Origin of the sequence: Salinilacihabitans rarus (assembly GCF_024296665.1) — an archaeon.
Taxonomy (GTDB): domain Archaea; phylum Halobacteriota; class Halobacteria; order Halobacteriales; family Natrialbaceae; genus Salinilacihabitans; species Salinilacihabitans rarus.
Genome location: NZ_CP100762.1, coordinates 276,904 through 289,529, shown reverse-complemented (window position 1 = coordinate 289,529; position 12,626 = coordinate 276,904). Strand labels below are relative to the sequence as shown.

The window sequence follows — 12,626 nt, the reverse complement described above, 5'->3', positions numbered from 1 at the left end:
AACGGGGAGCCCTACCGGCGGTAACGAGACCAACGGGGTCCGGGGACACCACAACCGCCGACCCGGCAACCGGTGGCTTCGACGCGGACGCATTCGTTCGATCCCTCCCCCGGACGACGAGTAGCAGTTCGTCGAGGCCGGCCGGTGCCGCGATTCGCGACGGCGCAGTACGTGCACTCCGAAGGCACGGCGATCCCGTAGAGTCCGGTCGGCCGAACGCTCGGCCACAGAGGCCCCTGTGCCGGGCACACGGCACGGGACACGGTGCAGTCGGGTTCCCGGGCGAGGCGCGGATGCGGCGTCGGAGAACGCCCGCGGCGGAGTTCGGCGCCGTAATTGTATCCCAAAGTGTGGTACTAGGCAGCCAAACCTAAGATCCTCAATTGTGGTGCTGTAGTATACACTAATCTCGAACATTGGTTCTATCATGGACGCGGTTAGGGTGCCTCAATCACAGATAAGGTTACTTAGCTCGAATGTAGGGACAGATTGAAGATCACGGCCCGTGAGGGGTCGCGTATGGGCGAGTCCGCCGAAACGTCTAAGAAAGTCATCAAGACCTACGTCCCCGCCTACCAGAAAGCCGAGTGGAAACGCCACGCCGACGAACTCGGGATGAGCCAGAGCGAGTTCGTCCGGACGATGGTACAGGCGGGGCGCCGGGGGTTCGAACCCGACCGCGAGGAAGCCGGTTCTCCGGACGCAAACCCCGGGGGTAACGGCCTCGAAAGGCGGGTCCTAAAATTACTAGAGGACGACACGTACTCGTGGGACGAACTCCTCGAGGCGGTCAGCGACGACGTCGAGTCGCGACTGGACGAGGCCCTCGAATCCCTGCAGGCCGACAACCGGATTCGGTACAGCGGGCGCCACGGCGGGTACGCGATCGTGGAGGGCGACGATGGCGACTGAGGCCGGCGCGCCGGAGTCCGTCGAGGATCCGATCGCGTACTTCCTCGACGAGCAACGCTACCACGGCAAGAGCGAGCGCACCCTCGACGCCTACGAGCGGGTGCTCCGGGAGTTCGAGGCGTTCGTCCGCGAGGATCCCGACGGGCGGGAAGTCACCCCGGAGACCGCGAGCAGGCGGGAGTGTATGGCGTGGGTACACTCGCTGCGACGCGGCCACGAACCGAGCACGATCGCGACCTACGCCTCCTACGTCAACCGCTTTTACGACTACATGAACCGGGTCGGCGTCTTCGAGTCGAACCCGATGGCGCTGGTCATAGAGGAGATGAACGAGTCGATCGACACGAACCCGACCCGGCGGGACATCTCCGTCGAGGGGATGCGATCGTTCGTCGGTTCGATCCCCCACCCGCTGGAGCGGGCGGTCGTCGTCACCCTGCTGAAGACCGGGATGCGCGTCGGGGAACTCTGCAACCTCGACCTCCGGGACCTGGAACTCTCGACGGCGGAACTCGACTGCGAGTGGGAACCCCGCGTCGCCCTCGACCGGCGGCCGAACTCGCTGTACGTCTCCGCCGAACCCGCCCGGGGAGACGTCGTCAACGGCGAGGAGCGGACGGCCTCGAACAAGCGCAAGCGGGACACGGTGATCCCCGTCGGCGACGAACTCCGCCGGGTGCTGATCGAGTGGCTGGCGATCCGCCCGGACCCGGTTTCGCCGGCGAACCCCCTCTTTCTCGACACGGGCGAGTCGTGGGGCGAGCGCCTGACGCCGTCGGACGTCCGGTACGTCGTCGAGAAACACGCCCGGGAGCGTGGCTGGTACCGGACGGGCGGCGGGGCCGCCGAGAACGTCACGCCCCACTACTTCCGGCACTTCTTTACCACCCATCTGCGGGATCGCACCGGGGACCGCGGCGTCGTCAAGTACCTCCGCGGCGACGTCGCCAGCGACGTGATCGACACCTACACCCACAACTGGGGTGACCGCGTCCGGCGAGTCTACGAGGCCAACGTCTACTCGCTACTCTAAACCCGGAAATAGCGCCGTTCGAGGCGTCTTCTCGGAGTTCCGTGGCGATCCGCGGCGTTCGAACTGCGACTGATAAATCGTATGTCGCTATATCAAATTGATCCCCTCGATGGGGGGACGAGCTACCCGGAACGTGGTCGCCCACGGGGGGTCGCGGTCGCGACGGCGCCGGCAGACGGACGTCGCTCGGCGTCGCCCACGGGTCGTGTCGCGCGATGGTCACGACAACCCCGCCGTCGGTGGGATAGTCGATCTCCCGCAGTCGTTACGTCCCGGAGCCGAACGAGCGCGAGCGACGCGAGCGAGGGAACTCGCCGCCAGCATCCCCTGGTCGTCCGATCTTCCGCCTTCGTTCGCTACTCGTGACGATACCTCTCGGGTCGATCCGTCGCCGCGTCCCCGAACGGCCGCCTGACGGGAGTCGAACCGCTCCCGGGTCTCAGCTCGCGTCCGCGCCCGACGCCCCCTCGCGTGGATCGCTCGACTCGTCGCCGAACCAGCGGCCGAACGTCCGCTGGCGCTTGCGTTCGAGCAACTGCTCTTGCAGTCGCTCCTCGGTGACCCGTTGTAGTTCCAGCCCGCGGGAGGCGTCGACGTCGTGGGCGATCGCGGCCCGGCCGAGCAGCGAGGCCGAACTCGCGGTGTCGGCGGTCACGCTGGCCAGTCCCCGCCGGCGCTGGAAGATCGTCTGCTGGAAGAGTACGGCCTGCACGCGGTAGTAGGGGACGACCTTCGTGGTCCGGCGCCAGAAGCCCGTCCGGGCGAAGAAGTAGCGGTCGCCGACGCGGTAGCCGCGGTTTGCCCACTTGAGGTGGGCGGCGACCGGCACCGCGAGCGCGAGCGCGGCGAGGACGTACCAGTCGCGGACGACGCCGACCCAGGTCGCGAGGGCGTAGCCGGCGGCGACGAGCAGGACGACGACGGCCCCGTACCGGACCGCGTAGCGTTCCCGCGCCCGCTTGGGGATCGACCGCAGGGGGTCGGCCGGGCCGAACGGCTCGATCGAGCGGGCCAGCGAGAGGACCCGCTCGCGCTCGGCCAGCGGGATCGCCGACTCGCTCCCGCGGGAGTCGGACTGGCCGGGCGCGTAGCCGGCCGTCTCGACGGCCAGCGAGGCGTAGCCGAACCAGCGAAACGGCACCGACTCGGTGACGGTAAGCGTCTGGACCTTCCCGAGCGGGATCGTCCCGCTGTAGCGCTGGACGAGCCCCCGTTCGTAGTGGAGTTCGTCGCCGACGCGGGTGAGCCGGAAGCCGTAGTAGCGGCTGAACGTCAGCGCGGCGCTGAGCACCCAAGCCGCGAGGACGAACAGCGTGACGGCCCACGCGAGGGCGACGAGCCCCGACCCGGGGAGGTCGCCCTCGATGAGGTCGAACGGGACGAGCGTCGTCGGGTCGAACCCGCTGGCGAACGAGACGGCGATCCCGCCGAGGACGCTCGCCCCGGGGTCGATGGTGAAGACGCTCAGCAACACGAGCTCGCTCGGCCGGATCTCGAACAGGAGTTCCTCCTCGTCCTCGTCCCCGTACTCGTCGTCGAACCGTTCGGCCCCGTCGGTCTCGCCGTCGGCGTCAGCGCCGACGTCGGCCCCGCGGGCCTTCCGCCGGAGCACCCGCTGGAGGCGTTTGGCCTCGCGCTCGTCGACGTACTTGAGGGTCACCTCGGTCTCGCCGCCGCCGGCGGTCTCGACGTGGACGGCCGCGATGCCGAGTGCCCGCTGGATCACGTTCTGGCGGACGTCGACGTTCTGGACGCGCCCGAGGGGGACCTCGCGGTCGCGCCGCGAGACGACGCCGGAGGCGACGTCGAAGGTGTCCTCGGTCGTCCGGTAGCGAAACCGCTGGTAGTAGGCGAGTTCGTAGACGACGCCGAAGGCGATCCCGATCAACACCATCCCGCCGATGGCCAGCAGGTTCGCGCCCGCCCCGCCGGGCGAGGCGACCACGCCGACGACGAAGAACAGAAACCCGGTGTTCAGACTGCGCGAGAGCGACCGGACGGCGACCGACGCCGGGTGGAGTTTCCTCATACGGCGTCCTCACCCTCGCTCTCGATCGCGAGGCGGCGCAGTTCCTCCCGCAGGGCCTCCGCCCGCGCCGGCGTCAGCCCGGGAATCGCCACGTCGGCGCTGCGCGATCCGGCCGTGTAGACGACGAGCGTCGCGAGTCCGATCGGCCGCTCGATCGGCGACCGGCGGGAGTCGACGTGCTGGACCCGGACGTAGGGGACGACGGTCTTCACCCGGGTGAAGACCCCTCGTTCGATGTAGAGCGCGTCCTCCCGGAGTTCGAACCGCCAGATACCGTAGCGAAGCCAGGCGACGAGGACGCGGGCGACCCCGAGGACGAGCACCAGCGCGACCGCCCCGCCGAGTACGAGCGAGCGGGACGTCGCCACGATGTCGGCGACGTAGAGCGCGAACGTACCGCCGACGACGATGCCCGCGAAGACCGCGGCACGAACCAGCGCCGAAACCACCCAGACGGCACGGACCCGCGGGTTGAGCCGTTCCATACGTGCCGTCAGGGACGGGGTGAGAATAAAAGATGGGATATCGGCGGCCGGGACCGTTCAATCGCGTGATCCCGGCGGCTGGACGGGTCAGTGCGTCGCCGCTCGAACGTCCCGTACGTGAACGAGGTCCTCCTGCAGGCCGGTGCCGTCGCAGTCCTCGTTCGGGCACTCGTAGTGCCAGCCGTCCTGCGTGGCCTCTCGCTCGCGGAATCGATCACCACAGACCTGACAGAACAGCTGTCCGTTCTTGCACGAGTCCCGGTGGAGTTCGAGGGCGAGTTCGGTCCGGAACGACTGGTTGCAGTCGCGACAGGTGTGCATATATCGTCTGACGACGCCCCTCGTTAAAACTACTTGGGTTCTTTTATTCCGCCCAGATCGACGTTGATCGGGCTTCTATACGCTGATTTACGTCGGTCGAGTCGGCAAGAAAGAACGGTCGAATCGCCCGAGTACTCGCGCCCGAGTTCTACCGAATCTGTCAGGTGTGTGCGCCGCGGGCGCGTGGCACACGCACCGTCGAGAACGGGTGTCGAATCCGTCAGATCCGGCTCAGTCGTCCTGCCCGAGGATGCCCCGCTCGGTCATCTTCCGGGGGTCGAGCACCTCGTCGGCCTCCGCCTCGTCGAGGTACCCCTTCTCGAGGGCGACTTCGCGGACGGTCTTGTCCTCCTTGAGCGCGGTCTTGGCGACTTCGCTGGCCTTGTCGTAGCCGATGTGGACGTTGAGCGACGTCGCGAGAGCCATCGACTGTTGGACCTGCTCCTCGCAGTACTCGCGGTTGGCCTCCAGTTTCCGGACGAACCGGTCGGCGAAGACCGCACTCGCGTTCGAGATGAGGTCGGCCGACTGGAGGAAGTTGTGCGCCAGCACGGGCTTGTAGAGGTTGAGGTCGATCTGGCCCTCGGCGGCGCCGGCGGCGACCGCGGCGTCGTTGCCGACGACCTGCTTGTGGACCTGGTTGACGGCCTCGGCGACGACGGGGTTGATCTTGCCCGGCATGATCGACGACCCCGGCTGGTTCTCGGGCTGTTCGATCTCCCCGAGGCCGTTGCGGGGGCCGGAGGCGAGCAGGCGCAGGTCGTTGGCGATCTTGTTCAGCGAACCGGCGACGACGCGAAGGGCGCCGTGGGCCTCGCTCATGGCGTCGTGGGCGGCCTGGGCCTCGAAGTGGTCGTCGGCCTCGCGGAACTGGACGCCGGTCTCCTTCGTGATGTACTCGGCCGCGCGGCCGGGGAACTCGGGGTGGGTGTTCAGGCCCGTCCCCGTCGCGGTGCCGCCCAGCGCGAGTTCCGCGAGGTGCTCGCGGACCTTGTCTACGCGCGCGAGGCCCTTCTCGACCTGCGTGCGGTAGCCGCCGAACTCCTGACCGAGCGTGACGGGCGTGGCGTCCTGGAGGTGGGTGCGGCCGGTCTTGACGACGTCGTCGAACTCCGCTTCTTTCTCCTCGAGGGCCTCCCGCAGGGTGTCGAGCGCGGGGATGACGTCCTTCTCGACGGCTTCGAGGGAGGCGACGTGCATCGCCGTCGGGATCACGTCGTTGCTCGACTGGCCGAAGTTGACGTGGTCGTTGGGATGGATCTCCCTGTCGCCGACCTCCGCGCCGTAGATCTCGGCCGCGCGGTTCGCGATGACCTCGTTGGCGTTCATGTTCGAGGAGGTTCCAGAGCCGGTCTGGAAGATGTCGACGGGGAACTGGTCGTCGTGTTCGCCGGCGATGACCTCGTCCGCGGCCTCGATGATCGCCTCGGCCTCGTCGTCCTCGATCAGTCCGAGGTCGCGGTTGGCCTGCGCGGCGGCCTTCTTGACGACGCCGAGTGCGCGAACGAACCGCCGACCGAAGGTGATCCCCGAGATGGGGAAGTTCTCGACGGCGCGCTGGGTCTGTGCCCCCCAGTAAGCGTCCGCCGGCACGCGCATTTCGCCGAGGCTGTCCTCCTCGATCCGGAACTCGTCATCGCCTGCCATACTCGAAACCTCGCGGTCGGTCGGGTAAAATCCACCGAAAACGCACCGTCGTCGCCCCGAGACGGTTCGCGCGGATCGGCTCCGGGAGCGTCGGACCCCGCGCGGCGACCACGGGCGCCACGTGACGGGTTTCGTTACTCTCACACGGTTCGACGTATTTCGTTCGCTAATTATATGAATAATTATTAGGCATATCGTACCGAAGGATAGGAATGAGGTAGTCACTGTCTACCATGATACACGAACGTCTGTCACGTCGGCGGTACGTCAAAGCTACGGGGGTCACGGGGGCCGTAAGTCTCGCCGGGCTTTCGGGCTACCTCGGCGACGTTCGCCGTCAGGACGGCACGCTCGAGATCGTCCACTGGTGGACCGCGGGCGGCGAAGAGGACGCGCTCAACGCGCTGCTCGAGGGCTTCCAGGAGCAGTACCCGGACGTCGAGATCGACAACAACCCCGCGCCGGGCGGGGCCGGGTCGGCGCTCGACGCGGCCATCCGGTCGCGGATCGTCGACCAGACGCCGCCGAGCACGTTCCAGATCTGGCCGGGCGAGTCGCTGCGGCCGTACACGGACGCGGACGTGCTCGCGAGCGTCGAGGACCTGTGGGACGAGGAGATGCGCGAGGCCTACCTCGCGAGCGTGATGGACGTCGCCAGCCCGGAGGACGCCCTCGTCTCCGTCCCGCTCAACATCCACCGGCTGAACAACCTGTTCTACAACGTCGGGATCGTCGAGGACGTCGGCGTCGATCCCGAGGGCATCGAGGATCCGGCCGATCTGCTGGAGGTGCTCGCGGCGGCCGACGACGCCGGCTACACGGGGATGGCACACCAGACCTCGACGGAGTGGTCGACGGTTCAGCTCTGGGAGACCGTCCTGATCGGCCAGCACGGGGTCGAGACGTTCGAGCAGTACGTCGCCGGCGAGACCGACGGCCTCGAGGAGCAGGTCCGGGAGTCGCTCGAACTCGTCGTCGAGTACGGCGACTACTTCAGCCCCGACGCGGGGGCCATCGCGTGGGACGAGGGCAACGCGCAGGTGATCGACGGCGAGGCCGCGTTCATCCACCAGGGTGACTGGGCGGCCGGCCAGTACGGCGAGGCCGACTTCGAGTACGAATCCGGGTGGGACTACGTCCCCTTCCCGGGGACGGAGGGCGTCTACTCGATGGTGATCGACTCGTTCGTCATGCCCGAGCCGAACCCCTCGCCGGAGGCGACGGCGGCGTTCCTGAGCTACTGTGGCACGATCGACGCCCAGGAGCGGTTCAACCCCATCAAGGGGTCGATCCCGCCGCGAACCGACGTCTCCACCGACGGGTTCCCGCCGTTCCTCCAGAACCAGATCGAGGCGTTCCAGGGGTCCGACGAGCAGCCGACGACGATCGCCCACGGCACCGCGGTCCGCCCGGAGGTCAAAAGCGAGATCGAGGAGACGTTCGCGCGGTTCCTCGAGACGGAGGACGTCGACGAGACGACCCAGCGCCTCCTCGACGCCCACGAGGCGGCCGGCTTCTGATCGCGAGGGCCGAACGAATGCCGTCACCCCGCTCGTGGCTTCGGCACCGAGTTCGACGCCTCCGCGAGCGGGGCGACTCGCGCTCGTCGTCCTCGACGTCCGCGGCCGACCGCCGGGACGACGGCGACGCTCGCCCGGCCCCCGACGGCGGCACCGTGACCGAACGTCGGTTCCGCGTGCGCGAGCGGGTCGGGCGCCTCCGGTACGCCGAGACCCTGCAGGCGGCGCTGTTCTGGCTTCCGCCGGCCCTGCTGATGGGCTGGTTCGTCTACGGCGCGATCGGCTGGAACTTCGTCATCTCGCTGACCGACTGGAGCGGCCTCGGCCAGCCCACCTACGACGCGCTGAACTTCGAGACGTACCGGCGGATGGTCGACGACGGCTCGTTCGTCGCCGCCGCGCGAAACACCCTCGCGTTGCTGATCGTCTTCACCGGCGGCGCCCTGATCGTCGGCCTCCTGCTCGCGATCCTCGTCGATCAGGGGATCCGCTTCGAGAACACGTTCCGGACGATCTACCTCCTGCCGATGAGCCTCTCGTTCGTGGTGACGGCCATCTTCTGGGCCTGGATGTACAACCCGGAGACGGGAATGATCAACGTCGCGCTCCGGGGACTCGGCCTCGACGCGCTCGCGATGAACTGGATGAGCGATCCGCGGACGAAGCTCGCGACGGTCGTCGTCGCGCTCACCTGGCAGTTCAGCGGCTACTGCATGATCGTCTATCTGGCGGGGTTGCGCGCGATCCCGACCGAACACTACGAGGCCGCGAAGGTCGACGGCGCCTCGACGGTCCGGATGTACTGGCGGGTGATCCTCCCGCAACTCAGGGCCGCGACGACCAGCGCCGCCGTCGTCCTGATGGTGTTCGCGCTGAAGGCGTTCGACTTCGTATTCGTCATGTACGGCGACACGCCGGGGCCCTCCGCGGACATCCTCGCGGTCATGATGTTCCGGGAGGCGTTCTCGCGGACGAACTGGGCGTACGGCTCGGCGATCGCGACGGTCCTGTTTCTCATGGCCATCGCCGTCATCTCGCCGTACGTCTACGCACAGTACAGGCGGGGTGAGCTCTGATGGCGGCCGACGAGCGCTCCGGAGCGGTCGACGCGGCCGCGGATCGAGGCCCCGACGTCGACCGGATCGGCCGGCGGCGGGTCGCGCTGTACGGGGTGCTGGTGGCCGCGGTGCTGCTCTACCTCTCGCCGCTGTGGAGCGGCTTTACGACCTCGCTGAAGACGGCCGCGGCGTTCGCGACCACGTCGCCGCTGACGCCCCCGCCGCCGGACGGCTTCACGACCGGGCCGTGGTACGAGGCGTGGGGGCGCATCCGCTTTGCGATGAGCAACAGCGCGATCTTCGTCGTGCCGGCGACGGTCCTCTCGGCGTTTCTCGGCAGCCTCGCGGCCTACGGCCTGACGCACGTCGACTGGCGGGGACAGATCGGGGTCCTCCTGCTGTTTCTGGCGGGCGTGTTCATCCCCTACCAGTCGGTGCTCGTCCCGCTCAGACAGTTCTGGTCGGCGGTCGATCTGGCGTCGCTGCTCGCGTTCTCGCCGGTGCTGGCCGCGCGAGCCGACCTGCTCGAACTCGCGATCACGCACACCGCCTACGGGATCCCGATCTGTACGATCCTGTTCCGGGGCTACTACCTGACGATCGACGACGAGATCATCGAGGCGGCGAAGATCGACGGCGCGAGCACGTTCCGAATCTACCGGCGCATCGTCTTGCCGCTCTCGAAGCCGATGTTCGCCGTGGCGCTTATCTACCAGTTCACCAACATCTGGAACGACCTGCTGTTCGCGCTCGTGCTCGTGACCACGAGCCGCAACTTCGTCGCGACGCAGGCGCTGAACGAACTCCAGGGGGCGATGGTCGGCCAGTACAACCTGCAGATGGCCGGCGCGTTCGTCGTCGCCGCGCCGACGCTGCTGCTGTACGTCGTCTTCGGTCGACAGTTCGCGAGGGGACTCGCGGGTGAATCCGGATGACTCCACGACACGAACCCACGACCGCGCCGACGCGTTTCCGAGGCACCGACCGACGAAAACCGCCGTCCCGACGGAGGTGGGCCGGCTGATGGCGACGCTCGAACTCCGGAACGTGACCAAGCGGTTCGTCGACGGCCGCGACGAGGTCGTCGCCGTCGACGACGTCTCGCTCGAAGTCGACGACGGCGAGTTCCTCGTGCTCGTCGGCCCCTCCGGCTGTGGCAAGTCGACGACCCTGCGGACGGTCGCCGGCCTCGAATCGGTCACCGCGGGCGAGATCCGCCTCGACGGGGAGTCGATCGCCCACCGGGCGCCACAGCAACGCGACGTCGCCATGGTGTTCCAGTCGTACGCGCTGTACCCGCACATGACCGTCCGGGGGAACATGGCCTTCGGGCTGGAGGAGTCCACCGACCTCCCGAACGACGAGATCGAACGCACCGTCGCCGAGACGGCGACGATGCTCGAAATCGACGACCTGCTCGACCGGCGTCCGCGGGAGCTGTCGGGCGGCCAGCAGCAGCGAGTGGCGCTCGGCCGCGCCATCGTCCGCGACCCGGACGTCTTCCTGATGGACGAACCGCTGTCGAACCTCGACGCGAAGTTGCGCGCGGAGATGCGCACGGAACTCAAGCGCCTGCAGGCCGACCTCGACGTGACGACGGTGTACGTCACCCACGACCAGACGGAGGCGATGACGATGGGCGAGCGCATCGCCATCCTGAACGACGGCCGCCTCCAGCAGGTCGCCACGCCGCTGGAGTGTTACCACGAGCCGGCGAACCTGTTCGTCGCGGGGTTCGTCGGGGAGCCGCCGATGAACTTCTTCGACGTGACGCGAGCCGACGATCGGCTCGTCGCCGACGCCTTCGAGTACCCGCTGTCGGCCGCGACCCGCGCGGACGTCGGGGACCGGACCGACCTCGTACTCGGCATCAGGCCGGAAGCCATCGAGGTCCTCGATCGGGCGCCCGGCGACGCCGGCGACCGCGCGTTCGCCGCGGACGTCGACGTGGTCGAGCCGATGGGCAACGAGAACAACGTGTACTTTACGCTCGCGGACGCCTCGTTCGTCGCGACCGTCTCGGGGTTGCGTCCGATCGACGCCGGGACGACCGCGACCGTCCGGTTCCCGGAGTCGGCGATCCACCTGTTCGACCCCGAGACGGGCACGACGGTCCACAACCGCTCGCTCGACGCGATCGAGGAGACGGAGACGCGGCCCCTGTAGATCGATCGCGCGTCTCGTGACAACAATTCACTCATCATCGAATTAATGGCGGAAAACTATTAAGTACCCTGCCGACGACTCTCTAGTGTGGCCCACAATGACTGACATGGATACTCTTTCGCGGAGGACGATCCTCAGGGGTGCCGGATTCGCGGGAACCGCAGGCGTCGTCTCCCTCGCCGGCTGTACCGGTGACGACGACGGCGACGACGGCGGCGACGGCGACGGTGGCGACGGCGGCGACGGCGGCGACGGCGACGACACCGGCGCCGGCAGCGGCCAACTCGAGGTCATGCACTGGTGGACCGCCGGCGGGGAGCGGGACGCGATCGACGCCCTCTACGAGGGGTTCGAGGAGGAGTACCCGGACATCTCGATCGACGACAACCCCGCGCCGGGCGGCGCCGGCGACGCGCTCGACACCGAGATCCGCAACCGGATCGTCAACGAGGACCCGCCCGGGACCTTCCAGATCTGGCCGGGGAAGGCGCTCGAACCGTTCTACGAGGTGCTCGAGGACGTCGACGACGTCTGGACCGACGAGGTCGAGGGCGCCTACCTCGAAGGGGTCCGCAACGCCGCCAGCCCCGAGGGCACCTACGTCTCCGTTCCGATCAACATCCACCGGCTGAACAACCTGTTCTACAACGTCGAACTCGTCGACGAGGCCGGCGTCGACCCCGCGTCGATCGGTTCGATCGACGACCTCGTCGGCGCCCTCGAGACGGTCCAGAGCGAGACCGACGCCGTCGGGATGGCCACGTCAACCCAGGAGGTGTGGGTCCAACTCCAGTTCTTCGAGATGGTGTTGCTCTCGGAGATCGGCGCCGACGGTCAGGAGGAGTTCATGAACGGCGAGGTCGAGGCCTACGAGGACGAGGTGCGAAACGCGTTGCAGGTGGCCTCGGACCTCCGCGAGTACTACAACGACGACGCCAGTTCGGTCACGTGGGACCAGGCGAACGAGAACGTCATCTCCGGGGACGCCGCGTTCCTGCACAACGGCGACTGGGCGGCCGGCCAGTACAACGCCGCCGAGGGCTTCGAGTACGGCGAGAACTGGGACTACGTCCCGTTCCCCGGCACCGAGGACGTCTACTCGAGCGTGATGGACTCGTTCGTCTATCCCTCGAACAACCCGTCGCCGGAGACCACCGAGGCGTGGCTGACCTACTGTACGACCCGCGACGCGCAGATCCGGTTCAACCGCGAGAAGGGATCGATCCCCCCGCGGACCGACGTCGACGCCGAAGAACTGGACAGCGAGTTCCTGGCCTCGCAGATGGAGGACTTCGACGCCTCGTCGGCCCAGCCGACGACGATCGCCCACGGCTCCGGGGTCACTCCACAGCAGAAGAGCGAGATCGAGGGCGTGTTCGCCGACTTCGTCGAAAGCTGGGACGTCGACAGCGCCTACCAGGGGCTCGTCAACGCGTTCTGAACCGGGCCATACAC

General features: G+C 67.8%; 11 protein-coding genes. 7 read left to right on the top strand and 4 right to left on the bottom strand.

Going from position 1 to position 12,626, the window contains the following annotated elements; all coding sequences use genetic code 11:
- Positions 1-519 precede the first annotated feature (519 nt).
- Positions 520-912 carry a DUF5805 domain-containing protein gene (locus NKG98_RS01520; RefSeq protein ID WP_254767984.1) on the top strand — a complete coding sequence of 131 codons (393 nt, stop codon included), beginning with the start codon at positions 520-522 and terminating at the stop codon, positions 910-912.
- Entirely contained in the window at positions 902-1,945 is a 1,044-nt protein-coding gene (locus NKG98_RS01515; RefSeq protein ID WP_254767983.1) for a tyrosine-type recombinase/integrase, read from the top strand. The genes NKG98_RS01520 and NKG98_RS01515 overlap by 11 nt, the downstream gene beginning before the upstream one ends.
- Before the next feature lie 439 nt (positions 1,946-2,384).
- Here the strand turns inward: NKG98_RS01515 and NKG98_RS01510 are convergent, their stop codons facing one another.
- From NKG98_RS01510 to NKG98_RS01495, 4 genes are all read right to left on the bottom strand, one after another.
- Positions 2,385-3,974, bottom strand: coding sequence for a PH domain-containing protein (locus tag NKG98_RS01510; protein WP_254767982.1), 1,590 nt, complete (start codon positions 3,972-3,974; stop codon positions 2,385-2,387).
- The gene (locus NKG98_RS01505; RefSeq protein WP_254767981.1) at positions 3,971-4,459 is read right to left on the bottom strand and encodes a PH domain-containing protein; all 489 of its coding nucleotides are present in this window, start codon (positions 4,457-4,459) and stop codon (positions 3,971-3,973) included. Before NKG98_RS01505 ends, NKG98_RS01510 begins: the two co-directional genes overlap by 4 nt.
- Before the next feature lie 87 nt (positions 4,460-4,546).
- Positions 4,547-4,780, bottom strand: a complete 234-nt coding sequence (locus NKG98_RS01500) for an HVO_2901 family zinc finger protein (protein WP_254767980.1) — start codon at positions 4,778-4,780, stop codon at positions 4,547-4,549.
- 231 nt (positions 4,781-5,011) lie between these two features.
- Positions 5,012-6,427: a class II fumarate hydratase gene (locus NKG98_RS01495; protein ID WP_254767979.1), complete on the bottom strand. Its 1,416-nt coding sequence runs from the start codon at positions 6,425-6,427 to the stop codon at positions 5,012-5,014.
- Positions 6,428-6,660: 233 nt separating this feature from the next.
- Here NKG98_RS01495 and NKG98_RS01490 point away from each other — a divergent pair, with 233 nt between their 5' ends.
- The 5 genes from NKG98_RS01490 (at position 6,661) to NKG98_RS01470 (ending at position 12,612) form a co-directional block, all read left to right on the top strand.
- Positions 6,661-7,947 (top strand): ABC transporter substrate-binding protein, encoded by a 1,287-nt coding sequence (locus tag NKG98_RS01490; RefSeq protein ID WP_254767978.1) that lies wholly within the window; start codon positions 6,661-6,663, stop codon positions 7,945-7,947.
- Positions 7,948-7,964: 17 nt separating this feature from the next.
- Positions 7,965-9,023: a carbohydrate ABC transporter permease gene (locus NKG98_RS01485; RefSeq protein WP_254767977.1), complete on the top strand. Its 1,059-nt coding sequence runs from the start codon at positions 7,965-7,967 to the stop codon at positions 9,021-9,023.
- A complete protein-coding gene (locus NKG98_RS01480; protein WP_254767976.1) occupies positions 9,023-9,940 on the top strand; it encodes a carbohydrate ABC transporter permease in 918 nt (305 codons plus the stop codon). Before NKG98_RS01485 ends, NKG98_RS01480 begins: the two co-directional genes overlap by 1 nt.
- 88 nt (positions 9,941-10,028) lie before the next feature.
- Positions 10,029-11,171 carry an ABC transporter ATP-binding protein gene (locus NKG98_RS01475; protein WP_254767975.1) on the top strand — a complete coding sequence of 381 codons (1,143 nt, stop codon included), beginning with the start codon at positions 10,029-10,031 and terminating at the stop codon, positions 11,169-11,171.
- Between the two features lie 106 nt (positions 11,172-11,277).
- The gene (locus tag NKG98_RS01470; RefSeq protein WP_254767974.1) at positions 11,278-12,612 is read left to right on the top strand and encodes an ABC transporter substrate-binding protein; all 1,335 of its coding nucleotides are present in this window, start codon (positions 11,278-11,280) and stop codon (positions 12,610-12,612) included.
- Positions 12,613-12,626 lie beyond the last annotated feature (14 nt).

Bases quoted from the DNA above. Each gene is read 5' to 3' on its own strand.
- NKG98_RS01520 (WP_254767984.1), top strand. From the start codon at position 520: ATGGGCGAGTCCGCCGAAACGTCTAAGAAAGTCATCAAGACCTACGTC.
- NKG98_RS01515 (WP_254767983.1), top strand. From the start codon at position 902: ATGGCGACTGAGGCCGGCGCGCCGGAGTCCGTCGAGGATCCGATCGCG.
- NKG98_RS01510 (WP_254767982.1), bottom strand. From the start codon at position 3,974: ATGAGGAAACTCCACCCGGCGTCGGTCGCCGTCCGGTCGCTCTCGCGC.
- NKG98_RS01505 (WP_254767981.1), bottom strand. From the start codon at position 4,459: ATGGAACGGCTCAACCCGCGGGTCCGTGCCGTCTGGGTGGTTTCGGCG.
- NKG98_RS01500 (WP_254767980.1), bottom strand. From the start codon at position 4,780: ATGCACACCTGTCGCGACTGCAACCAGTCGTTCCGGACCGAACTCGCC.
- NKG98_RS01495 (WP_254767979.1), bottom strand. From the start codon at position 6,427: ATGGCAGGCGATGACGAGTTCCGGATCGAGGAGGACAGCCTCGGCGAA.
- NKG98_RS01490 (WP_254767978.1), top strand. From the start codon at position 6,661: ATGATACACGAACGTCTGTCACGTCGGCGGTACGTCAAAGCTACGGGG.
- NKG98_RS01485 (WP_254767977.1), top strand. From the start codon at position 7,965: ATGCCGTCACCCCGCTCGTGGCTTCGGCACCGAGTTCGACGCCTCCGC.
- NKG98_RS01480 (WP_254767976.1), top strand. From the start codon at position 9,023: ATGGCGGCCGACGAGCGCTCCGGAGCGGTCGACGCGGCCGCGGATCGA.
- NKG98_RS01475 (WP_254767975.1), top strand. From the start codon at position 10,029: ATGGCGACGCTCGAACTCCGGAACGTGACCAAGCGGTTCGTCGACGGC.
- NKG98_RS01470 (WP_254767974.1), top strand. From the start codon at position 11,278: ATGGATACTCTTTCGCGGAGGACGATCCTCAGGGGTGCCGGATTCGCG.